This is a genomic window from Gemmiger formicilis (assembly GCF_900167555.1).
GTDB lineage: Bacteria > Bacillota > Clostridia > Oscillospirales > Ruminococcaceae > Gemmiger > Gemmiger formicilis.
In genome coordinates this window covers 101,598-123,204 of sequence record NZ_FUYF01000003.1, presented here as the reverse complement: position 1 = coordinate 123,204, position 21,607 = coordinate 101,598, and the positions used below count along the sequence as shown (strand labels likewise).

Below are 21,607 nucleotides of genomic sequence, written 5' to 3'. Positions count from 1 at the left end.
TCCTTATTTTTACGCCGCAAAATCGGCGGAGTCCGCGGAAGTTTCCACGTTGAGGGTATTGTTCTGCCAGATGAAGGTGAGGCTGCCCTCCAGGTCAGTGCGCCATACCTCGGCACCGACCTCTGCGTAATTTTGCAGGGCAGCGCGGTGCGGATGGCCGTAATCGTTGTGCAGCCCGCAGCTGACGGCCACGGCCTCGGGCCGGACTGCCTGCATAAAGGTCGGGCTGTTGGAGGTGTAGGACCCGTGATGCCCCGCCTTGAAAAGAGTGGCATGCAGGGTCGGGCCGTAGGTATCGACCAGGCGCTGCTCGGCGTCTGCCTCTGCGTCGCCGGTATCGAGAAAGCGGAAATCGCCCGCCGTGAACAGCGTGCAGAGCGAGGCATCGTTGACGCTGTCGGCATCCTCGCTGCCGCCCTGCAAAATTTGCAGCTTGCCGCTGCCAAGCGGGAATTCCTCCCCGGCTTCTGCTGTGAGAATTTCTGCTCCGCTGTCGGCGGCCAGCTCTGCGAGATGGCGCGGCCAGTCGGCGGTCTCATCCGCCGTGGGCTGCCACAGCGGCAGCAGCAGGGTCTTGACCGGGAGGGTGCGCAGCACCGCGCGGGCGTTGCCGGTGTGGTCTGCGTGGGGATGGGTCAGCACAAGATAGTCAAGCGACGGCACACCCAGCACGTCCAGGTCATAGAGCAGCGTGTCCTCAGCCTCTGCAGGACCGGTGTCGATCAGGCAGTACGCGCCGTCCTGACAAAGCAGTACGGCATCGCCCTGCCCGACATCCAGCACATACACGACAGTGCTGCCGTCCGCAGTCTGCGGAGCGCTTTCCTCGGTTTGGAGCGGTACGCCAAGCGCAGCGCGCAGCTGCTGCCAGCCGGGAACGCTGCCCCTGCCGCCCAAAAGCTGGACGACAAATGCGGCAACCACCAGCAGGCAGACGGCAACCGCCGCGGCCAGACGGGCAAATCGCTTACCCGTCATACTGGTCGTTCAGCTTGCGCTCTTCCCACTCGGCCTTGGTCACAAGCACGGCGCGGGGCTTGGCACCCTCATAGGGGCCGATGATCTTTTCCTGCTCCATCTGGTCCATGATGCGGGCGGCGCGGGCGTAGCCCAGCTTGCAGCGGCGCTGCAAAAGGCTGGTGCTGGCCTGTCCGGCCTCAATAACACACTCAACGGCCTGCTCAAACATAGCATCCAGTGCACCGCCGCCGTCTCCGTCATCGTCGCCGCCCTTCTTGCTGCCCTTTTCGGCAACGGCGCGGCGCTCCATTTCGGCAATCATTTCTTCATCGTACTGGGCGGTGGAGGTGGACTTGATAAAGCTCAGCACCGCGCCGATCTCCTCATCGGTCACGAAGGTACCCTGCACACGCACGGGCTTGGACGCGCCGACGGGCAGGAAGAGCATATCACCGTTGCCCAGCAGCTTCTCGGCACCGCCGCTGTCCAGAATGGTGCGGCTGTCGATCTGGCTGGAAACGGCAAAGGCGATACGGCTGGGGATGTTGGCCTTGATAAGGCCGGTGATGACGTCCACGCTGGGGCGCTGGGTCGCAACGATCAGGTGGATGCCGGCGGCGCGGGCCTTCTGCGCGATGCGGCAGATATAGTCCTCGACCTCCTTGCCCGCGACCATCATCAGGTCAGCCAACTCGTCAATGACGATGGCGATATAGGGAAGGTGCTCCATGCCGGTCTGGGCGGCCAGCTTGTTGTAGGCCTTGATCTCGCGGACGTTGTTCTCGGCAAAGAGCTTGTAGCGGCGCTCCATCTCGGCCACGCTGGCACCCAGCGCACCGGCAGCCTTGCGCGGCTCGGTGACGACGGGCATCAGCAGGTGCGGAATGCCGTTGTACTCGGCCAGCTCGACGACCTTCGGGTCAATCAGAATGAGCTTGACATCCTCGGGGCCGGAGCGGAACAGGAAGCTGATGATAATGGAGTTGACGCAGACGGATTTACCGCTGCCGGTGGAACCGGCAATCAGCAGGTGGGGCATCTTGCAGAGATCCGCGACCTGCGCCGTACCGGCAATGTCCTTGCCGAGGGCCATCGTCAGCGGGCTGCGCATGTTGATATAATTCTGGGATTCAAAGACTGCGCGGATGTTGACGGTGGAGCGGATCTTGTTCGGGACCTCGATGCCGACGGCGGGCTTGCCGGGGATGGGCGCTTCAATGCGCACACCCGCGGTGGCCAGGTTCAGGGCGATGTCGTCGGCCAGGCTTGTGATGCGGCTGACCTTGATACCGGCCTGGGGCTGCAGCTCATACCGGGTGACGGACGGGCCGCGGCAGATGTCGAGCATCGTCGTCTTGACGCCGAAGCTGTCCAGCGTGTTGACCAGAATGTCCGCGTTTTTCTTCATTTCGCGGGCGGCCCCGGCCTCGTCGTCGGGGCGCGTGGCGTTAAAGAGATTCAGCGACGGATAGCAGTAGGGCTCCGGCGGCTGCTCCTCCGAGGTGGGCAGACGCATGGCGTTGGGGTCGGCCTTGGCCGCACAGGGCGGCGTATGGATGGGCGCACCGGCAGAGTTGCCGACAGCGGTGCTGACCTGCACGCGGGCAGCCTCCCCCTGCCGGGGCACAGTGAAGCTGCTCTGGGTCGTCTCCGCCGCAGGGCGGGTCATGGCAGGAGCAGACTGGTACGGCTGTGGGGGTGCTGCCGGGGCCGGAGCCTCGACAACAGGCTGGGCAGGGGCAGCGGGTGTCTCGGCCAGCATATCATCCAGCATTTCGGAGACAGAGCGCCCGGACTGCCAGGCAGCGCTGACCGCACTGCCGGTATCGCTGAAGCTGCCGCCCAGTGTCGGGATCGGTGCGGAAACAGCGGGGGCCTCCGGTGCGGCGGGCACAGCTGCGGGGGCGGGCGTACCCAGGGGCGCAGCGTCTGCGGCCATCTGTGCAGCAAGATCAGCCGGAGAAAGGACCATTGTATCGCCCTGCACACGGCCTGTCATATCCAGCTGCGGCAGCTCGACAGGGATCGGCTCGGGCTCGTCATCCACGGGAATGAGAGGCGTGTCAAATTTGGGTTCCTGCGGGACAGGCGTCAGCGGGGTCTCAAACTCGGTAGGCTGCGGCAGGTCCAGCGTCGTCTCGGCACTGACCTCCTGCGGCGTATAGTAAGGCGCGTGGCCGCTGACAGCGCGGTTGATGAGCGCATCCAGCTCGTCCTGCGGCGCGGTGGACGCCTGTGCGGCGGGCGCGGGCGTGACCGGGGTCAGCGGGGTGCTGTACACCGGCGCGGCAGGCTCTGAGGCAGGCTGCAATTGCAGCTCAAAATCCTCCTTCGGTGCGGGAGCAGGCTGGGGCTGGGTGTGGCGCAGTGTGCTGTTGGCCCGGTTGGACAGCGGATCCATGCCGAACGTGCCGCCCGGGCCGATGCTGACCGGCTTCAGTGGGTCATCGCTGACGGCCTTTTGGCGGGCATTTTCCCCTGCACTGGGGCCAAGATCCACGTCAAACGACGCATGGGTCTGGGCGGCGGGCTTGGCGGCAAACGGTGCCTCGGGCACAGCAGGTGTCACGGGGGGCGTGTAGGCGGCCTGCCGCTGCGGGGCGGGCGGGGTCTGCTTCGGGAAACGGCTCGTGTCCGCGATGACGTCGTAAACCGGATGGTGCGGGCGGCTGCTGTCCGGCAGCGCACCGGTCAGATTCTCGACGCTCTCCTCCTCGGGCTCCTGGTCAAACAGGCGGGTGTCGTAGGCGTGCTCGGCTGCGGCGCGCTCCTCGCGCTTGGCCTGCAGGATCTTGTACTGGCCGTCTACAAACAGAACGACGTCCGCGGGGGTGATGGCAAAGAAGAACATCAGCCCCAGCAGGAAGATGAGCAGCATGATAATGTTGGAGGCAGGACGCCCGAACAGCGCCAGCAGCGTGGCACCGATGGGCGCACCGAGGACGCCGCCCTCCCAGAAGTAGGTGCCGCCGCGGGTAAAGAGCATCTTGACGATCTCCCCGACCTTGAGGTTCTCAATATTGAGCTTGGAGAAGATGACTGGCACGCTGGCGCAGAGCACGCCCATCAGCGATACCTTGCCCGCAAACAGTGCGACGCGGTAGCCGGTGGCCAGCAGGTAGGCCAGGTACAGCAGGAACGGTCCGACCAGATAGGTCGTGATACCGAAAACGCCAAAGTACCAGCTGCGCAGCGTGCGCCAAAGATTCTGCCCGGGCACAAGCACGAGCGCAACGCAAAGCAGACCCAGCCCCACCAGCAGGATGCTGCGGGCCAGGTTCGGGGTCTCGGCGCGGCGCTGGGCACGGCGGGACGGCTGACGGCTGCGGGAGGCCGCACTGCTGCGCGCAGATGCGGAGCGCCCGGTGCTGCTGCGGCCCGTGCCCCGGGAGGAGGCGGTGCTCTTTTTGCCGGAGGAGCTCTTTGTTGATTTTTTACCGGAACGAGATTGTGCCATGTTACAGTGTTTCCCTCTCTTATTTCTCTGAACGCTTCTTTAGGCAATACCGCATAATTCCCGCCTTACGGCTTAAGCACCGCTCCGGCGGCTGCGGCACGGCACCTGCGTTGCCAAAATGCTCGATAATACACAAAGTATTATCTGCGCTTTTGGCTTAGCAGCTGCCGCACCTCGCTCGCCGTATCGGCGCTTAGAATTATGCGATATTGCCTTTATATATAAGTAGTCTGTACAGGTACAGAACGGTAAGGACATACGACTTTTATTTTAGCACGATTTCCGGGGATTGTAAAGAAAAATGCCCGCGGTGCCGGATTACAAAAAAATAAATCCCCGCCCTGAGGGATGGGCGGGGATTTACAAGAAAGGAGGAGAAGAACACATGAAAATGTGATAAAGCTATTTGACTTGGGGTTCATTTAGCTTGCAACTAAATTGTAACTGTTTTGTCACCAAATGTCAATAGCAAATTGTAAATCTTTTGTCATTTTTCAATTTGTTCACAAATTGGCAGGCGCAGCTCCGCACAGCCGCCGGGCGTGTTGGACAGGCGCAGCGTGCCGCTGTGTGAAAGCGCGACCCTGCGTGCAAAATACAGCCCAAAGCCCTGGTGGGCTGTGTCACTGCGGGCAGCTTCTGTATAAAGCAACTCCCCCGCTCTGGCGAGAGCCTCGGCAGTGAAGCCGGGGCCGGTATCGGTCACACGCAGGATGAAATCCTGTTTTTCTTTTGTAACCAACAGTGTGACAGTGCCGCCGCGGGGCGTATAGCGCACGGCGTTGTCCAGCAGGTTTTCGGCAGCCCGGAGCAGGTCGCACTGTGCCGCGCACAGTGTCCCCTGCCACTGCTCGTTCAGTATAAGCTGCACCCCGGCAGGTGCGCAGAGGGCGCGGGCTGTTTCCGCCAATTCACTGACAAGGGTGTGACTGGGAAAGGTTTCCCCTGCGGCGGACGGTGCACAGGCGGTGCGCAGGGCGGCCAGATATTGCTGGGCACGGTCCGTGCCACGCAGGATGGCTTCGACCTGTGTCTGCTGGTCGGCGGACAGAGCATCCTCGGCCAGCAGGTCTGCGTTGCCCTGAATGATGGACAGCGGCGTTTTCAAGTCATGCGTCAGCGCGGCAATCTGCTCGGCGCGCTGCTGCTCCATCCGCCATTGGCTTTGCAGGCTGTCGGTCAGCTCCCGGCCCATCGTCTGCATGGCCTGCAGCGTGGCGGAAAACTCTCGCAGACGTGCGCCGTCTGCGTCAATGTGCTCGGGCTGCTGCGCAGCGATGGCGTCCACCGCGCGGTGCAGACGGGCAGTCTCGGCGGCAAAGACCCGCACGGTGCAGTGGGTCTGCCAGCCCAGCCAAACGAGGATGAGCGCCGCCAGAAGCACAAAATAGCAGGTCTGGAAATCCGGCAGCGTGTCCCGCAGGGCCGGGTCGGCGTAGGGCGTAGCATAGTCGTACTGCAAAAGGCAAAAGCTTCCGTCAGCCATTTTGACATCGTACTGGTACTGCGTATACCCCAGATTGCCGCTGCCGCCGTGAAAGGCGTTGAGGGCAATTTTCAGCTGACGGGCGGTCATGTTGGTCTGCAAGACTGTGTCATTCTGCACCACAGCCCAGCGGCACAGGTCACTGATTTGGTTGGAATCAAATGTTTCTGCGGTCACGGCGGCTACGGCCTCCCGGGCCTCGGCACAGGCCTGGGCGGACGCCACGGCAGGCAGCAGAAAACCGATGTTTATCAGCTGCATAAAAATGACCCACCAGAGTACCAGAATCAGCGCACACCCGCCGCCGCACAGAAGAAGATACCGCAGCAGCACGGTGCGCAGACTGGTCAGCTTTCGTTTTGCCATTGGTAGCCTACTCCCCATATCGTTTGCAGCACCTCCCCTGCCCCGACTGCGCGCAGCTTGGCACGAATGTTTTTAATGTGCTGGGTGATGGCCGTGTCATCCGCTGTACCGTCATAACCGAACACGGCTTCATAGATTTGTTCTTTGGAAAAGGTCTGCCCTGCATGGAGGGCCAGCAGCTCACAGATGGCGTACTCAGATTTTGTCAGGTGTAAAGGCGTGCTGCCAACGCTGGCTTCTTTGGCAGAAAGGTCCAGCGTCACCCCGCCGCGGGTGATTTTATGGGAGGGTGCGCGGTTCTGCCGCCGCAGGTGGGCGGCGACCCGGGCACGCAGCTCGGCCACGCGGAACGGCTTGGTCAGGTAATCGTCCGCACCAAGACCGAGACCGGTCAGCACTGACGGTTCATCGGTGCGGGCTGTCAGAAACAGGATCGGCGCGTCCGTCTCGGTGCGGATGCGGCGGCAGACGGCAAAGCCGTCCTCACCGGGCATCATCACATCCAGCAGGATGCAGTCTGCCCAGCGGCAGAGCGTATCGGTCAGCTGTGTGCCGGAGGTGCGCGTTTCTACGGTGTGGCCGTCGCGCTCCAGCGCGGTTTTCAGCAGTGCGCAGAGGTCGTGGTCGTCGTCAACTGCCAGAATGTGTGCCATAATAGCCCCTTTTATTGCAGTAAGCTGTAAACAAGACAGGATGCGCCGTAAAGCAGATAGACATGTGCCGGGTAGAACCAGTAGAACAGCTGCTTGTGGCCGCTGCCGCGCTGGCCGTTGTACAGCGCCATGCCGATAACGGCAAAGACGCCGAGCCACTCATAGTTGGCTGTGAACATCTGGGAAAAGGCAAAATCCGGCAGACCGCGAACCTGCAGAAAGACCAGAACAAAATCACACAGGAAGGTCATAGCCGCCCAAACGACCAGCCGCAGGCGCTTGTGGCCGTACAGTGCATACAACACAACGCCCCCGGCCAGAAAAGACCAGCCGCCGTCGGTGATGGATGTCCACAAAGGCAGCGGCGCGGTGATGACCCACGCCAGCACGGCAGAGCCGATCGGTGCGTCCTGAATTTTGGGAAAAAGCATCAGCAGCGCTACGATGCAAAACGGCCATACAATCGGCATGGCAGCAGCCAGTGCGCCCCGTACAAACCGGCGCTGACGCAGCCAGTCGATGCCCTGCCAGATGATGCAGAGCAGCATCAGATCCTGAAAAATGGCATTCAGCGGGTAGAAGCCGTCCCCGCGGCGGAAGGCCCCTGTATAGATCATGAAAAATTCCACCGTGCCCATCGCAGTACCGATGGCCCAGATGCGCAGAAAGTAGCGCCTGCGGTCATGGGTGTGGGCGAAGCCCTCCACAGTGCAGAACAAAAACAGCGGTGCAGACAGCCGCGCCAGCATACTGAACCATTCCGGCACAACGCCCGTAAATTCAAAAAAGTAGTGAATGTGGTCCATCACCATGAGGACGAGCGCAATGGTTTTGAGCGCTGTGCCGGTCAGACCGAATTTTTGCTTTGTCATAATAATAACCCCTTTCATTGTTGCTGTAAACAGTGTAACAGGGGTTTATGTAGGAATTATAAGGATTTGAAGGTCAGCAGCGCCTCAAACGCGGATTTTCCCTCCCGCTCGCCGTCAAAATAGAGCTCGTTGTCGGCAAGGGCGGCACGGCGCAGGGTGAAGCTCTCGCCGCGGGGCACCTCGCGGTGGTAGCTGATGATGAAATCCGAAATCTGCGCACTGTCCCAGACCTGCCACGGTACGGCATCGCAGACAATGTCGGCATAGCGGGTGTTGTTGAGATGCCCGTTCATGTCGCAGCGGGAGTAGGCAGCGGTCTGCGTGCCCAGCGTCTCGCAGTCCTCGGGCGCAACGCGGGGCAGGCGCATCGGCAGCTCAAGGGGCACATCCTCGGCCCACTGGTCGGCAAACTGCTCCGGGTGCTTGCGCAGGATCATCCGCTTTTCGGTATCAATGAGCACCCAGCGGCTGTCCATTGTGACGACCTCTGCCTCGTCGGCATCGTAAAAATGGGTGATGCGCTTGTTGACGGCGCGCTTGCAGCGCTCGGGCTGGGTGACAAGGGTCAGCTCCTCGTCCACACGGGGCAGCCGTGTGACGTGCAGGGCCAGCTTGGCCAGTACGTAGGCGGTGTGGGTCTCGCGGTAAAGGGCGTCGTTCAGCCCCACGGCCTCGGCGTGGGTCGTGGCGATCTGCTGGGCATAGCGCAGCAGGGCCCCGAGCTTGGCATGGCCGAGATGGTCGCCATCCGCGCGGTAGACGGTGAATTTTTGGGTGTAGGTTATGAGTTTTTCGGGCATAGGGACGCCCTCCTTGATGGATTTTGAATTGATTTGTCAAGGAGAGTATAGCACAAATGTTGGAAAAATGCAAAGGCGGGGGCTTTTGGGACTGGCCGTAGGGGCCGATGCTTGCATCGGCCCGCGGAGGGGTCAGGACCCCCTGCAAATCGAACTATAAAGGGGCGCTGACATCAAGCCGCGGGCCGGGCATGCCCGGCCCCTACAGGGCGGCATACAAAAAGGCTGCACACGCAAAACGGTGTGCAGCCGGAAGCTGTTTAATAGTTATCGCGGGATTTTTTGCGGAGCTTGCGCCAGATATTGAACGCAGAGATAGCGATGGCCAGAAGCAGCAGGGCAACGACCATCCAGCCGCTGCCGCCCTCCTCGTAGCTCTTCATCTCGCTCCACTGGGCATCCATGGCGGCGTTGATGTCGTCGGGCAGGGTCTCAAAGACCTCCGCCTTGTCCAGAACCTCCGCGCTCGGGTAGGCAATTTCGCTGTACTTCAAATCGTCGTCCAGCATCTCCCACACGGCGGTGATGGGAGTGGAATAGCCGATGAAGTCCGCGTTGGCCAGGCCGACGTCCGGCTCGCACAGGTAGTTGATGAACATTTCGGCGGCCTCCTGGTGCTTGGCGTTGGCCGGAATGCACATGCTGTCGATGAAGAAGTTGACACCTTCCTCCGGATGGACGAAAGCCAGGTCGGGGTTTTCGTCGATCATCGTGATGGCATCGCCCGCATAGTAGGGTGCCATGGCGGCTTCGCCGCCCTCCATCTTGTCAAAGACCTCGTCCATGACGTAGGCCTGCACGATGTTCTTTTGGGCCTTCAGCGCATCGGTGATGGCGGTGATCTCATCAACGGACTGCGGATTCATCGACAGACCGATCGTCTTGGCCGCAATCGCGTAAGCGTCGCGGGAGTTGTTGAACATCAGCACATTGTTTGTGTACTCAACATCCCACATGTCCGCCCATTTTGTGGGCGGCTCCTCGACCATCGTCGTGTTGTAGATCAGGCCCGTTGTGCCCCACATGTAGGGCACGCTGTACTTGTTGCCGGGGTCGAAGCTGCGGTCCAGATACGTTTCGCCGATGCCGGCAAAGTTCGGAATGTTGTCCATGTTCAGCTCGGACAGCATGCCCTCCTTGGCCATCTTGCCCACCATGTAATCCGACGGGAAGATGACGTCATAGGATACGCCGCCGGATTTCAGCTTGGCGTAGAGGCTCTCGTTGGAGTCGTAGGTCGTGTAGTTGACCTTGATGCCGGTCAGCTCCTCGAATGCGGACAGAACGTTGATGCTCTCGTCCGAGCCGTCGGAGATGTACAGGCCGTTGTTGTAGACGTTCAGCGTGATATGGTCGTTGGCAAAGCGCTTCCAATCGTAGTCGCCGGAGACGGAAATATCCTCGTTGACCTCGATGTCATCGGCGGCCAGCACCGGAGCAGCGCTCATCATGGTGACAGTCAGTGCAGCCAGCACCGCAGCGGAAAACTTTTTCAGCTTCATCTTCAGCGCCTCCCTTCGTCCAGCATGGCTTTGCGGATGGCCTTCTGGTTGCGGCGGTAGGCGCGGGAGTCTGCGGCGTTGGAAATCAGGATGATTGCCAGAATGACGCAGAACATGACTGCAGACAGCGCGTTGATCTCGGGGCTGACCTTCTTGCGGGTCATCGAGTAGATGGCGATAGGCAGCGTCTGCATCGTGCCGGAGTTGAAGTAGGAAATCATGAAGTCATCAATAGAGTAGGTCAGGCAGATGAGGAATGCCGACAAAATGGCCGGGGACAGCTGCGGCATGATGACTTTGGTGAAAGCCTGGCGCGGTGTGCAGCCCAGATCCAGCGCCGCATTGTACAGGCTGGGATCGAGCTGGCGCAGCTTGGGGCCTACATTAAAGATAACATACGGGATGTTGAAGGTGATGTGCGCAATCAGCAGTGTCGGCCAGCCGAAGACGCCGCTCTCGCCGCCGATGCCGAAGTTCTGCGCCATGACAAAAAGAAGCATCAGGGAGACGCCGGTGATGATCTCCGGGTTGACGACGGGCACATAGCTGATGTTATTGATGATGAGCTGGCTTTTGCGGGACATCGAGTTGATGCCAAGAGTCGCCAGCGTGCCCAGCACCGTGGCGATAATGCTGGACACCAGCGCCAGCACAAGGCTCAGACCCAGCGCGGACAAAATCATCTCGTTGTGGAACAGGCTTTTGTACCAGCCGAGGGTGAAGCCCGTAAAATTTGAGCGGGATTTGCTCTCATTGAAGCTGAACGCGATCATGACCGCGATGGGCAGATACATGAAGCAGAACACCAGAATGACGTAGGTGCGCATGAGCAATGCGGAATGTTTCTTTGCCATATCACATCACTCCTTCCATCTCGGACTCGTCAAAGCTCGAAGTGAAGCTCATGCAGAGCAGGACAATGACCATCAGCACGAGGCTCATGGCGGAGCCGAGGTTCAGGTTGTAGGAGTTGCCAAGGAACTGCAGCTCGATCAAATCACCGATCAGCAGGTTGGAGCCGCCGCCCAGCATACGGCTGATAATAAAGGTAGAGACTGCGGGCACGAACACTTGCGTGATGCCGGTGGCAATGCCGGGGCCTGTCAGCGGGACGAGCACCCGGAACAGAATATGCCAGACGTTGCAGCCCAGATCCTGTGCGGCCTCAATGATGGAATCATCGATTTTTGTCATGGCCGTGTAGATGGGCAAAATCATAAACGGCAGGTAGTTGTACACCATGCCCAGCACGACAGCACCCGAGGTGTTGATCATGTTGAAGGGGCCAAGGCCGAACAAGCCGAAGAACTTGTTGATAAGGCCGTTTTTCTCCAGCAGCGTCATCCAGGCGTAGGTGCGCAGCAGGAAGTTCATCCACATGGGCAGCATAATGAGCATCAGCATAATGTGCTGCTTGTTGGCGCGCAGGCGGGAGAGAAAATACCCCACCGGGAACGCCATGACCAGGCAGATCACGGTAGAGATCGCGGCCAAAATCAGGCTGCGGGCAAACACGCTGGAATACCGCCCGATCTGGGTGAGGTTGTCAAAGGTGAACTGGCCATCCGCGTTCGTCATGGCGTACCAGATGACGATGAAAAGCGGTACGACTGTGAAAATGGCCATCCAGACCAGATACGGCCCGGCCAGCCAGCGGGAGGATTTGGATTTGAGCATGGATCACACCTCCGAACGCTTCATGATATGAATTTCGTCCGGGCCGATGTTCATGCCGATAAGCTCGCCGGGCTGGCTGGCCTGGGTAGAATGGATGATCCACTCATAGCCTTCCACATCGACGTGCATTTCAAAGTGAACGCCCTTGAAGATGACCTCGCGCACAAGGCCGGTCAGCATACCGACAGAGGGCGGCACGATCTGCACGTCCTCCGGGCGGATGACGACCTGCACCGGCTCGTTGACTTTAAAGCCGCGGTCCACGCAGGTGAAATCATGACCGCCGAAGTTGACCAGAAAGTCCTTGAGCATGACGCCGTCGACAATGTTGGAATCACCGATAAAGCGGGCGACAAAGGCGTTCTTGGGTTCGTTGTAAATATCCTGCGGGGAGCCGATCTGCTGGATCTTGCCGCCGGACATAACGACGACGGTATCCGACATAGTCAGGGCTTCCTCCTGATCGTGGGTGACGTAGACGAAGGTGATGTTCATTTCACGCTGCAGGCGCTTCAGCTCCAACTGCATCTCCTTGCGCAGCTTGAGGTCGAGCGCGCCGAGCGGCTCGTCAAGCAGCAGGACGCGGGGCTGGTTGACCAGGCTGCGGGCAATGGCCACGCGCTGCTGCTGGCCGCCGGACAGCTGGTGGATGCTGCGGCGTTCAAAGCCTTTCAGGCCGACGATCTCGAGCATCTCGAGCACCTTCGGGCGGATCTCATCCTCGGTCATCTTTTTCAGGCGCAGACCGAAGGCGACATTCTCGAACACGTTCAGGTGCGGGAACAGCGCATACTTCTGGAACACCGTGTTCACAGGCCGCTTGTACGGCGGCATGTTGGCGATGTCCTTGCCATCAAAAAAGACATTGCCCGATTTCGGTGTTACAAAGCCGGCAATCACACGCAGGGTCGTCGTCTTGCCGCAGCCCGAGGGGCCCAGGAAGGTGACAAACTCCTTGTCGTGGATGTCCAGCGAAAGTCCGTCCAGGACCTTCTGCCCATCGAATTCGACAACAATGTCTTTCAGAGATACGATCAGATTTTCATTCATTTTTATTGCATCCCCCTTTGCGGAATTTCCCGTTACAGCACTCTCTTTACGTACCGTTTCTTCCTTAGGCCGGCACAGAGTCCTTAACGAGTCAGCGTCAATTATGCCGCCCCGCAAAGGTTTGTTACACGGCTCCCTGCTGAAGGAGCCGCTGCAAGCAGCACATACAACGCCAATGTGTCAGGGCAGAAAAGATTTGCCCTATAGATGCACACACAAGGTATATTATACGGCTTATGGAATGTTTGTCAATAAAAACCTTTCATATTATGGTAATGAAAATTTCATATTTCGGTAAAGCGGTGCGCAGTATCATTTTTTCGCTGCAAAACCGGCTGCCCCGGCCGCCACTTCCCCACCAGAATCGGGAAATACCTGTGCGCCAGCGTGCCGTAAATTTTGCCGCACACGACGAGATACAAGTGCAGTGACAGAGCAAAACGAAGTGCAGCGTTTGCAAGCGCAGCGGTGCATTGACAGAAAATCAGGCGGTAAAAACGAAAATTCATAAATGCCTCCTTTGCATTTGCAGACTAACGGTCTGTAAACGAGGTAAAAATCAGCAAAGCTCCTCCAACAGAGTGCATTGTTCCTCTGTCAGGAGGTCAAGGCCAATCCCCTGCGGGAAAAGTCAAGACATTTGCCGCAGATTGTACGGTGCGCGGTGGCGGGTGGTGTGTTATAATTATCCGCATAGAGAGGTGAAATGAATGTGGCAAAAATCGGCGTTATCGATGTGGGCGGCGGGCTGCGCGGCATTTACGCGGCGGGCGTGTTCGACTGGTGCTTGGAAAACGGCGTGAAATTTGATTACGGCATCGGCATTTCGGCGGGCAGCGCGAACCTTGCTTCCTATCTGAGCGGCCAGCGCGGGCGGAACTACCTGTTTTATGAGGAATACTCGATGCGCAGGCAGTACATGGGCGCGGGCAATATGTTGCGCAGCGGGTCGTTTTTGAATCTGCAATACATCTACGGCACATTGAGCAACGCGGGCTGCGAGAATCCGCTGGATTTTGAAAAAATGTCTGCCAATCCGATGGAGTGGTATATGATCGCCACCGATGCGACAACTGGCAAGCCAAAATACTTTACACGCAACGATATGCATCAGGATGACTACCGCGTGCTGATGGCTTCCTGCTGCATCCCGGTGGCCTGCAAGCCAATCGTCATTGACGGCATCCCCTATTACGACGGCGCGCTGGGTGATACGATCCCCTTGAAAAAGGCATTTGCGGACGGCTGTGACAAGGTCGTGCTGATTCTGACAAAGCCAGAAGGCACTGTGCGCGCTGACAGCACCGACCGTAAGCTGGCACGAGTCATCCGCCGCCGCTATCCTAAGGCGGCCGAGCAGTTGGCCTTGCGGGCGCAGCATTATAACGAGGGTATCGCGCTGGCGGAACAGCTGGCAGCCGAGGGCAAGGTGCTTATCATCGCACCAGACGATACCTGCGGCGTCAAGACGCTGACCCGCGACCAAGAGGCGCTGAAAAAGCTCTACTCCAAGGGCATCCGCGACGCACAAGCCATCGAGGCATTTATAAAATAAACGAAGCCCGCCGCTTTTCCGGGATACGGATAAAGCGGCGGGCTTTATGTTTTTCTAGTAAAATTACGCCAGATTCAGCCGCTTCGTCATGAGCCACTGGGTCAGTGCCCACAGCAGGGCATCGACAATGGCAATCAGCGCAAAGACGGCGAGCAGGGTGAGCACGATAACGCCCAAGGTGTTGTCGGGACCGAAAAACGACGCGGCGCTGAAGTTAGTATTGTTCAGGTACTTGTACCCGCGGAACGCGACAAAGACTGCCGTCACAAGGGCTGCCATCTGCCCGATAAAGCCGATGACAAAGTAGGCGGCGATGCTGATGAGCAGCCGCTGCTGGGTAAACTGCGCGGCAAAGGCACAGGCCAGATATGCGTGCAGCAGTGCGCCCGCGATAAGGGCCAGTATAATCAAAAGCATTGCAGACCAGATGGCGACATCCTCGGCAGTGACGCGGCTGAAATCCAATGCAAACCCGCTGCCACTGACCGTGTCGGTAGTCAGCATGCCGCAAAGTGTAAAAAATACCATGCCGAACAGCGTCCATACCGTGCCGCAAATGACCTTAGCAGCAATGTGCTGCCAAATGGGCACGGGCAGAGCCAGCATCAAGTACCCGCGCTCGCCCAACAGGCGGTAAAACTGCTGAATTTCAATAAAAAAGCAGATGGCGAGCACAACAAGAAGGCTTACGGCAGATGCCAGTGCCAGCAAGGCCATGGCGACCCCGGCCAGCGGCAGCCTGTCGGAGGTGTTCTGGACAAAATGGCTCAGAATATTAGTAAAAATGTTCAGCACAAGCACGCCCGCCGCAATGGGCAGAACAACACGGCCTGTGGATTTGAACTCATAATGTAAAAGATTCGTCAGCATTTGTAAACCTCCCGGAAGTAAGCGTCCACGCTCTCCCCTGTTTCCTCGCGCAGCTCGTCGACGGCGGTCTGGCGCAGGACCTTGCCGTCCTGTAAAAGAATGACCTCGTCCAGCACCTTTTCAATGTCGCCGATGAGGTGCGTGGACAGCATAAGCGCGGCATCCTCACTGTAGTTGTGCATGATGGTGCTTAAAATGTAGTCGCGGGCGGCGGGGTCCACGCCGCCCAGAGGCTCATCCAGCAGGTAGAGCCTGGCGGCACGGCTCATCGTCAGGCAGAGCTGCATCTTTTCCTGTGTGCCTTTGCTCATGGAATCGATTTTGTCCCGCCCGCCGATATGCAGGTCGGCCAGCATGGCGTTTGCCTTGACTTTGTCAAAATCGGTGAAGAAATCCGCGTACAGGCTTACGGCGTCATCGGCGGTGAACTCCGTCGGCAGGGCCATACGGTCCGGCAGATAGCTGGTGACAGCCTTGGTGAAAACGCCGACAGGAACTTTATCAATAATGACGCTGCCCGCCGTGGGCTGCAAAAGCCCGGCAGAGATTTTCATAAGCGTTGTTTTGCCGCTGCCGTTGGGGCCAAGCAGGCCAACAAGCTTGCCAGGCGTGACGGCAAAGTCCACGCCGTTCAGCGCAGCGGTGCGGCCATAGCGCTTGGTCAGGCCGTGTACCTCATAAATTGCATCCATGGTTTACTCCTTTTTTGGTGCCTTCTGTGCGGTCTCGCGCAGCAGGGTCTCGATTTCGGCTTCGGTCAGGCCGAGGGCCTGCATCTGGTGCAGAAACTCCGCCGCCAGCGTGCCGGCGCGCCGACGGCGCAAGGCCTGCAGGGCAGTGTCATCCGCTGTGACGGTGCGCCCGGCGGTGCGCTGCGCCTGCAAAAGGCCGCGGCTTTCCAGCTCCTGCAAAGCGCGCTGCATGGTGTTGGGGTTGACCCCGGCGTCAGCGGCCAACTCCCGCACGGGCGGAATGCGGCTGCCGGGCGGGAACTCCCCTGCGACGAGGGCAAGCTCCAACTGCTCGACCAGCTGCACATAGACCGGGCGGCCCGCAGTAATGTTCCAGTTCATGGTGTTTTATGCTCCTTTGTATTATTGTGTTAAGAGCTTAATACAATAATACACGCGGGATACAGCTTTGTCAATAGAAAAAATAAAAAAATCCCCCGCCGGGCTGGCGGAGGAAATATTGCATGATACAACGTCAGGAAATATGATCCTCGATCCATGTCAACACGTAGTCGAACACCTCGTCGCGGTTTGTTTCGTTGTGCAGCTCGTGGCGGCCTCCTTCAAAAATCTGGCAGGTCAGATCCCTGACACCGGCGTCACCCAGCATGGCCCAGACCTTGCGAACGCCGCTGCCGTAGTCGCCGACGGGGTCGCAGTCACCGGCAATCAGCAGCACGGGCAGATCCTTGTCAATAGCCTGTGCCCATGCCTTTGTGCTGACGTGGTTGAGCGTCGCGAGCATCTCGCGGTAGGTCGCAGCGGTAAACCGGAAGGTACACAGCCCGTCGGCGTCATAGGCTTTCACAACGCTTTTATCGCGGGAAAGCCAGGCGTTGGGCGACTGCGCGTTCTCGATTTTCCTGCAATAGCTGCCGAAGTTCAGCTTGACCATCAGCGGCGAGACATAGCGCGGTCCCTTGATGCGGGCAATCAGCCCGGCCAGACGCTGGCCGACGACATTCATAAAGCTTGGGCCTGCCGTGCCGGAAATGATCAGCGCCGTGATGCTTTCCGGCCACTTCTCGGCGTACCAGCGCGCGTAAAAGCTGCCCATGCTGTGGCCGTAGAGGATGATGGGCGTATCGGGAAAGCGCTCGTGCAGGATACGGTTCATCGTGTGCAGGTCGTTCAGGACGTGACAACGGCCATTCGGCTCACCGTAGTGGCCGTGCTCCCCTGCCTGGGCGGTGTCACCGTGGCCGAGGTGGTCGTTGCCCGCCAGCGCAATGCCGTGGGCAGCGTAGAACTCGGCCATCGGTGCATAGCGGCGCACATATTCGCACATGCCGTGGCTGAGCTGAAGGACAGCCCGCACAGGCTGGCCGGGTACAGTGTAGAGGAATGCGGAGGAGGTGTGCTTTCCGTCCGACGACGGGAAGGCAATGGCTTCGCAGTGGAGGTTGGGCATGATTACAGTTCTCCTTTGATTTTTTTCCAGTATTGTGCGAAAGCCTGCTCGTTTTTATTATCGCCGGGGACATAGTACTGCCGGTCCTTGATGGCGTCGGGCAGGTATTGCTGGGCGGTCCAGTGGTTGGGGTAGTCATGCGGGTAGAGGTAGTGCTGCCCCTTGACCTTGGCGTCTGCGCCGTCGTAGTGCTTGTTTTGCAGCTGGCGCGGGATGGGCCCGGTGCGCCCGGCCTGAATGTCCGCAATGGCGGCATTGATGCCGTCGTGGGCGGAGTTGGACTTGGGTGCGGTAGCCACCAGCACCACGGCATCCGCCAGCGGCAGACGGGCCTCCGGCAGACCGACGGCGTTGGCAATGTCAACAGCGGCCTTGACGATGGGGATGATCTGCGGCCAGGCCAGGCCGACATCCTCGCACGCGCAGACCATCAAACGGCGGCAGGCGCTGGGCAGGTCACCCGCTTCCAGTAGACGGCCCAGATAGTGCAGCGCTGCGTCTGGGTCGGAGCCGCGCATCGACTTCTGGTAGGCCGAGACGATGTCATAGTGGTCGTCGCCGAGCTTATCATACCGCATGGCCGTGCGCACGGCGACCTGCTGCACCATGTCCAGTGTGATCGTGCGGCAGCCGTTTTCTACGGGTGCAGCGGTGACGGCAAATTCCAGATTGCCCAGCGCCTTGCGCATATCGCCGCCCGCACTCTGGGCCAGGTATTCCAGCGCGTCGTCGGGAATGAGCACGGGAGACTTGTCCTCAGCCCCGAGGCGCGCAGCGGCGCTGCGCAGCCCGGTGCGGATGTCGTCGGTGGTCAGGGATTTGAACTCAAACACCGTGCAGCGGGACAGAAGCGCGTTATATACATAAAAGTAGGGATTCTCAGTGGTGGAGGCAATCAGGGTGACTGTACCCTGCTCCACACATTCCAGAAGGCTCTGCTGCTGTCGCTTGTTAAAATATTGTATCTCGTCAAGATATAAAAGAATGCCGCCCGACGCGCCGAGTGTGCCGATGTCCGCGAGCACCGACTTGATGTCGCTCGTCGAGGCCGTCGTGCCGTTGAGCTTGTGCAGCTGCATACCGCTGCCCGCTGCAATGATGCTGGCAACGGTGGTCTTGCCGACGCCGGACGGGCCGTAGAAGATCATGTTGGGAATCTTGCCGCTCTCGACAGTGCGGCGGAAAACCTGATTTTTGCCGAGTAGATGCTGCTGGCCGCAGACCTCATCCAGGGTGCGCGGGCGCAGACGCTGTGCCAATGGTTCCATTTTGCGTTCCTTTTTTTAGATAAGTTTGAGATAGTGTACTAAAACATCATACTTCTATACTTGATTATAACGGCTCGGCGTGGTAGAATCAAGAGAAAAGGATTGAAACGGAGAAAATGCTGTGACCAAACAAGAGCTGGCTGCGATCTGCATTGCGCGCCTGAAGGCAGAATATCCCGATTCCGACTGCACGCTGGATTATGACCATGCGTGGCAGCTGCTTGTGTCGGTGCGGCTGGCGGCCCAGTGCACCGATGCCCGCGTAAACGTGGTGGTGCAGGAGCTGTTTGCCAAGTACCCCGGCGTAAAAGAACTGGCTGCAGCGGATCCTGCGGATATTGAGGCCATCGTCAAGCCCTGCGGGCTGGGCCACAGCAAGGCACGGGATATTTCAGCCTGTATGCGGATGCTGCGCGACAGGTACGACTGCCGTGTACCGGATGATTTCAACGCGCTGCTTGCCCTGCCCGGCGTGGGCCGTAAGAGTGCGAATCTGATCATGGGGGACGTATTCGGCAAGCCTGCCATCGTGACGGACACCCACTGCATCCGGCTGTGCAACCGCATCGGGCTGGTGGACAACGTCAAGGAGCCGGCCAAGGTCGAGCGGGAGCTGTGGAAGATCATCCCGCCTGCGGAGGGCAACGGCTTCTGCCACCGGCTGGTGGACCATGGCCGCGCCGTGTGCACAGCCCGCACCAAGCCCTACTGCGACAAATGCTGCCTGGCGGACGTATGCCGGGCACGAAAGGAATTTTTGCATGAATAAAACGACGGAAAACCGCCTGGGCGGTGAGCTGCGCAGCCATCAGGCAGCCCGGCGCCTGCTGGAGGAGCTGCGCCGCGGACGCTATGCAGACGCCGCCCAGCTGCCCAGCGAGCTGGAGCTGGCCGATGTTCTGGGCGTGAGCCGCACCGTGGTGCGCGATGCCCTGAGCGATCTGGAGCGCGACGGCTATCTGGAGCGTGTGCGCGGCATCGGCACCCTTGTCAACCGCGATGTGGTCCGGGTCGAGAACCGCATGGACCAGAAGCTGGAATTCAACCGCATGATCCGCTCAATTGGCCGCGTGCCCCACAGCGATAACCTGATGGTCACGCGGGAGACTGCCATGCCGGAGCTGGCCGCAAAGCTCGGCCTTGACCCGGAGCGCGAGCACACACTTGTGTTTGTGCGCCGCCGGGTACTGGCCGATGAAACGCCGGTGCTCTACTCCACCGATATTCTGCCGCTGGCGCTGTTTGGCGGCAAGCGGCTGGATACGATCGATTTCAGCCGCCCGATCTTTGAGATCGTGGAGCAGCACTGCCATGTGGAGGTCACCGAGACGCTGACGACGCTGCACGCCGTGCAGGGGGTGCCCGGCATCCGCCGCCAGCTGGGGCTGCGCCCGGAGCAGGCGCTTTTGCAGCTGGATGAGATCTGCTATTCCCGCACCTGCAAGCCGGTGCTTTGCTGCCAGACCTGCTATACGGATTTCTTTGACTTTGCGATGGTACGCAAGCTGATTTGATTTTGAACGGCACAGCGCCGTTTGGAATAAATAGAGTAAACAAAGGGGATTGTGTATGAGACATTTGATCGACCCGGCGGATTTCACGCTGGAAGAAACGCTCAGCCTGATGGACCTTGCAGACCGTATCCATGATGACCCGGCTGCCTATAAAGATGTAGCTGCCCGTAAGCGGCTGGCAACACTGTTCTACGAACCGAGCACCCGTACCCGTCTTTCGTTTGAGGCGGCCATGCTGAACCTGGGCGGTCAGGTACTGGGCTTCCCCGATGCCGGTGTTTCCAGCGCCTCCAAGGGCGAGACCGTAGCCGATACCATCCGCGTGATCAGCTGTGTGGCAGACATTGCCGCCATGCGCCACCCCAAGGAGGGCGCACCGCTGCGCGCGTCCCGCTACAGCCGCATTCCGGTCATCAACGCCGGTGACGGCGGCCACAGCCATCCCACCCAGACGCTGCTGGACATGATGACGATCCGCCAGCGCAAGGGGCACCTGGATCATCTGACCATCGGCTTCTGCGGCGACCTCAAGTTTGGCCGCACGGTGCACAGCCTGATCAAGAGCCTGTCCCGTCTGCCGGGCATGAAGTTTGTGCTCATCTCACCCGAGGAGCTGCGCGTGCCGGATTACATCATCAGCGAGATCCTCGAGCCTAACAACATCCCCTATGTTGAGACACGCAGCATGGAGGAGGCTCTGCCCGATTTGGACGTCCTCTACATGACCCGCGTCCAGCGTGAGCGGTTCTTTAATGAAGAAGATTACATCCGCCTGAAAAACAGCTATGTCCTGACAAAGGAAAAGCTGGCCCTGGCCCCCGCGGATATGCCGGTGCTGCATCCCCTGCCCCGCGTGAATGAGATCACGCTGGACGTGGATGACGACCCGCGCGCAGCGTACTTTGACCAGGTGCAGAACGGTGTCTATATGCGCATGGCGCTGATCATGACTTTGCTGGGTCTCAAAGACCCCAAGACCGGGGAGGTAGCGTTCAATGTTGAAGGTTGATGAAATCCAGAACGGCGTGGTCATTGACCACATTACCGCAGGCACGGGTCTGGCGCTCTACCACATGATGGAGCTGGAAAAGCTGAACAATGCCAGCGTGGCACTTTTGCAGAACGTCCGCAGCCAAAAGGACGGAAAAAAGGACATAATAAAGATCGAGGGCGATGTCAGCGAGATGAGCTTTGACGTTCTCGCCTATGTCGACCCGAAAATCTCCATCACCTTTATCCGGGACGGCAGGGTGACGGAGAAGAAACACCCCGAGCAGCCCAAGCGGCTGGTCAACGTCATCAAATGCACGAACCCGCGCTGCATCACTTCTATCGAGGAGGGCTGTGACCACATCTTTGCCCTGACGCCGAGCGGACGCTATCGCTGCATCTACTGCGAGCAGGAGTTCCGCGTAAAACCGTAAACGAGGTAATA

General features: G+C 59.3%; 21 protein-coding genes. 5 read left to right on the top strand and 16 right to left on the bottom strand.

Translation table 11 applies throughout. From position 1 onward, the window contains the following. Window positions 1–9: 9 nt before the first annotated feature. From B5D32_RS03720 to B5D32_RS03670, 11 genes are all read right to left on the bottom strand, one after another. Complete coding sequence (locus B5D32_RS03720) at window positions 10–978, bottom strand: ComEC/Rec2 family competence protein (protein ID WP_078783745.1); 969 nt, start codon at window positions 976–978, stop codon at window positions 10–12. Next, window positions 968–4,417 carry an FtsK/SpoIIIE family DNA translocase gene (locus B5D32_RS03715; RefSeq protein ID WP_242943392.1) on the bottom strand — a complete coding sequence of 1,150 codons (3,450 nt, stop codon included), beginning with the start codon at window positions 4,415–4,417 and terminating at the stop codon, window positions 968–970. Before B5D32_RS03715 ends, B5D32_RS03720 begins: the two co-directional genes overlap by 11 nt. Window positions 4,418–4,904: 487 nt before the next feature. Next, on the bottom strand, window positions 4,905–6,269 hold the full coding sequence (locus B5D32_RS15170) for a sensor histidine kinase (RefSeq protein ID WP_159446974.1): 1,365 nt from the start codon (window positions 6,267–6,269) through the stop codon (window positions 4,905–4,907). Then, window positions 6,251–6,922: a response regulator transcription factor gene (locus tag B5D32_RS03705; protein ID WP_078783744.1), complete on the bottom strand. Its 672-nt coding sequence runs from the start codon at window positions 6,920–6,922 to the stop codon at window positions 6,251–6,253. Before B5D32_RS03705 ends, B5D32_RS15170 begins: the two co-directional genes overlap by 19 nt. Before the next feature lie 11 nt (window positions 6,923–6,933). Beyond that, on the bottom strand, window positions 6,934–7,794 hold the full coding sequence (locus B5D32_RS03700; protein WP_078783743.1) for a TraX family protein: 861 nt from the start codon (window positions 7,792–7,794) through the stop codon (window positions 6,934–6,936). Window positions 7,795–7,850: 56 nt separating this feature from the next. After that, window positions 7,851–8,594, bottom strand: coding sequence for an acyl-[acyl-carrier-protein] thioesterase (locus tag B5D32_RS03695; protein ID WP_078783742.1), 744 nt, complete (start codon window positions 8,592–8,594; stop codon window positions 7,851–7,853). A gap of 260 nt (window positions 8,595–8,854) precedes the next feature. Beyond that, the gene (locus B5D32_RS03690; protein ID WP_078783741.1) at window positions 8,855–10,096 is read right to left on the bottom strand and encodes an ABC transporter substrate-binding protein; all 1,242 of its coding nucleotides are present in this window, start codon (window positions 10,094–10,096) and stop codon (window positions 8,855–8,857) included. 2 nt (window positions 10,097–10,098) lie between these two features. Continuing rightward, window positions 10,099–10,950: an ABC transporter permease gene (locus tag B5D32_RS03685; protein ID WP_078783740.1), complete on the bottom strand. Its 852-nt coding sequence runs from the start codon at window positions 10,948–10,950 to the stop codon at window positions 10,099–10,101. Window position 10,951: 1 nt separating this feature from the next. Then, window positions 10,952–11,773: an ABC transporter permease gene (locus B5D32_RS03680; RefSeq protein ID WP_078783739.1), complete on the bottom strand. Its 822-nt coding sequence runs from the start codon at window positions 11,771–11,773 to the stop codon at window positions 10,952–10,954. 3 nt (window positions 11,774–11,776) lie between these two features. Continuing rightward, window positions 11,777–12,823, bottom strand: a complete 1,047-nt coding sequence (potA, locus tag B5D32_RS03675; protein ID WP_078783738.1) for a spermidine/putrescine ABC transporter ATP-binding protein — start codon at window positions 12,821–12,823, stop codon at window positions 11,777–11,779. Window positions 12,824–13,107: 284 nt separating this feature from the next. Next, window positions 13,108–13,332, bottom strand: coding sequence for a hypothetical protein (locus B5D32_RS03670; RefSeq protein WP_078783737.1), 225 nt, complete (start codon window positions 13,330–13,332; stop codon window positions 13,108–13,110). 197 nt (window positions 13,333–13,529) lie between these two features. Between B5D32_RS03670 and B5D32_RS03665 the strand changes: the two genes are divergently transcribed. Beyond that, window positions 13,530–14,378, top strand: a complete 849-nt coding sequence (locus B5D32_RS03665; RefSeq protein WP_078783736.1) for a patatin-like phospholipase family protein — start codon at window positions 13,530–13,532, stop codon at window positions 14,376–14,378. 63 nt (window positions 14,379–14,441) lie between these two features. On the opposite strand, the gene B5D32_RS03660 is transcribed toward B5D32_RS03665, so the two are convergent. The 5 genes from B5D32_RS03660 to B5D32_RS03640 form a co-directional block, all read right to left on the bottom strand. Beyond that, complete coding sequence (locus tag B5D32_RS03660) at window positions 14,442–15,248, bottom strand: hypothetical protein (RefSeq protein ID WP_078783735.1); 807 nt, start codon at window positions 15,246–15,248, stop codon at window positions 14,442–14,444. After that, window positions 15,242–15,940 carry an ABC transporter ATP-binding protein gene (locus B5D32_RS03655; RefSeq protein WP_078783734.1) on the bottom strand — a complete coding sequence of 233 codons (699 nt, stop codon included), beginning with the start codon at window positions 15,938–15,940 and terminating at the stop codon, window positions 15,242–15,244. Before B5D32_RS03655 ends, B5D32_RS03660 begins: the two co-directional genes overlap by 7 nt. A 3-nt stretch (window positions 15,941–15,943) precedes the next feature. After that, window positions 15,944–16,321 carry a GntR family transcriptional regulator gene (locus B5D32_RS03650; protein WP_078783733.1) on the bottom strand — a complete coding sequence of 126 codons (378 nt, stop codon included), beginning with the start codon at window positions 16,319–16,321 and terminating at the stop codon, window positions 15,944–15,946. A gap of 133 nt (window positions 16,322–16,454) precedes the next feature. Further along, a complete protein-coding gene (locus tag B5D32_RS03645) occupies window positions 16,455–17,390 on the bottom strand; it encodes an alpha/beta fold hydrolase (protein WP_078783732.1) in 936 nt (311 codons plus the stop codon). 2 nt (window positions 17,391–17,392) lie between these two features. Then, entirely contained in the window at window positions 17,393–18,658 is a 1,266-nt protein-coding gene (locus tag B5D32_RS03640; RefSeq protein WP_078783731.1) for a replication-associated recombination protein A, read from the bottom strand. 121 nt (window positions 18,659–18,779) lie between these two features. Between B5D32_RS03640 and B5D32_RS03635 the strand changes: the two genes are divergently transcribed. The 4 genes from B5D32_RS03635 to B5D32_RS03620 are packed head-to-tail and all read left to right on the top strand — an operon-like array spanning window position 18,780 to window position 21,596. Then, on the top strand, window positions 18,780–19,427 hold the full coding sequence (locus B5D32_RS03635) for an endonuclease III domain-containing protein (RefSeq protein ID WP_078783730.1): 648 nt from the start codon (window positions 18,780–18,782) through the stop codon (window positions 19,425–19,427). Continuing rightward, window positions 19,420–20,172 carry a GntR family transcriptional regulator gene (locus B5D32_RS03630; RefSeq protein ID WP_159446973.1) on the top strand — a complete coding sequence of 251 codons (753 nt, stop codon included), beginning with the start codon at window positions 19,420–19,422 and terminating at the stop codon, window positions 20,170–20,172. The genes B5D32_RS03635 and B5D32_RS03630 overlap by 8 nt, the downstream gene beginning before the upstream one ends. 55 nt (window positions 20,173–20,227) lie before the next feature. Further along, window positions 20,228–21,181, top strand: coding sequence for an aspartate carbamoyltransferase (pyrB, locus tag B5D32_RS03625; protein ID WP_078783728.1), 954 nt, complete (start codon window positions 20,228–20,230; stop codon window positions 21,179–21,181). Then, complete coding sequence (locus B5D32_RS03620; protein ID WP_078783727.1) at window positions 21,168–21,596, top strand: aspartate carbamoyltransferase regulatory subunit; 429 nt, start codon at window positions 21,168–21,170, stop codon at window positions 21,594–21,596. Before pyrB ends, B5D32_RS03620 begins: the two co-directional genes overlap by 14 nt. Window positions 21,597–21,607 lie beyond the last annotated feature (11 nt).

What these genes read in the sequence shown, in the direction of transcription:
- B5D32_RS03655 (WP_078783734.1), bottom strand. Translation starts at nt 15,940, where the DNA reads ATGGATGCAATTTATGAGGTACACGGCCTGACCAAGCGCTATGGCCGC.
- B5D32_RS03620 (WP_078783727.1), top strand. Translation starts at nt 21,168, where the DNA reads ATGTTGAAGGTTGATGAAATCCAGAACGGCGTGGTCATTGACCACATT.
- B5D32_RS03685 (WP_078783740.1), bottom strand. Translation starts at nt 10,950, where the DNA reads ATGGCAAAGAAACATTCCGCATTGCTCATGCGCACCTACGTCATTCTG.
- B5D32_RS03640 (WP_078783731.1), bottom strand. Translation starts at nt 18,658, where the DNA reads ATGGAACCATTGGCACAGCGTCTGCGCCCGCGCACCCTGGATGAGGTC.
- B5D32_RS03700 (WP_078783743.1), bottom strand. Translation starts at nt 7,794, where the DNA reads ATGACAAAGCAAAAATTCGGTCTGACCGGCACAGCGCTCAAAACCATT.
- B5D32_RS03690 (WP_078783741.1), bottom strand. Translation starts at nt 10,096, where the DNA reads ATGAAGCTGAAAAAGTTTTCCGCTGCGGTGCTGGCTGCACTGACTGTC.
- B5D32_RS03680 (WP_078783739.1), bottom strand. Translation starts at nt 11,773, where the DNA reads ATGCTCAAATCCAAATCCTCCCGCTGGCTGGCCGGGCCGTATCTGGTC.
- B5D32_RS03670 (WP_078783737.1), bottom strand. Translation starts at nt 13,332, where the DNA reads ATGAATTTTCGTTTTTACCGCCTGATTTTCTGTCAATGCACCGCTGCG.
- B5D32_RS03705 (WP_078783744.1), bottom strand. Translation starts at nt 6,922, where the DNA reads ATGGCACACATTCTGGCAGTTGACGACGACCACGACCTCTGCGCACTG.
- B5D32_RS03665 (WP_078783736.1), top strand. Translation starts at nt 13,530, where the DNA reads ATGAATGTGGCAAAAATCGGCGTTATCGATGTGGGCGGCGGGCTGCGC.
- B5D32_RS03715 (WP_242943392.1), bottom strand. Translation starts at nt 4,417, where the DNA reads ATGGCACAATCTCGTTCCGGTAAAAAATCAACAAAGAGCTCCTCCGGC.
- B5D32_RS03720 (WP_078783745.1), bottom strand. Translation starts at nt 978, where the DNA reads ATGACGGGTAAGCGATTTGCCCGTCTGGCCGCGGCGGTTGCCGTCTGC.
- B5D32_RS03650 (WP_078783733.1), bottom strand. Translation starts at nt 16,321, where the DNA reads ATGAACTGGAACATTACTGCGGGCCGCCCGGTCTATGTGCAGCTGGTC.
- potA (WP_078783738.1), bottom strand. Translation starts at nt 12,823, where the DNA reads ATGAATGAAAATCTGATCGTATCTCTGAAAGACATTGTTGTCGAATTC.
- B5D32_RS03645 (WP_078783732.1), bottom strand. Translation starts at nt 17,390, where the DNA reads ATGCCCAACCTCCACTGCGAAGCCATTGCCTTCCCGTCGTCGGACGGA.
- pyrB (WP_078783728.1), top strand. Translation starts at nt 20,228, where the DNA reads ATGAGACATTTGATCGACCCGGCGGATTTCACGCTGGAAGAAACGCTC.
- B5D32_RS15170 (WP_159446974.1), bottom strand. Translation starts at nt 6,269, where the DNA reads ATGGCAAAACGAAAGCTGACCAGTCTGCGCACCGTGCTGCTGCGGTAT.
- B5D32_RS03660 (WP_078783735.1), bottom strand. Translation starts at nt 15,248, where the DNA reads ATGCTGACGAATCTTTTACATTATGAGTTCAAATCCACAGGCCGTGTT.
- B5D32_RS03695 (WP_078783742.1), bottom strand. Translation starts at nt 8,594, where the DNA reads ATGCCCGAAAAACTCATAACCTACACCCAAAAATTCACCGTCTACCGC.
- B5D32_RS03630 (WP_159446973.1), top strand. Translation starts at nt 19,420, where the DNA reads ATGAATAAAACGACGGAAAACCGCCTGGGCGGTGAGCTGCGCAGCCAT.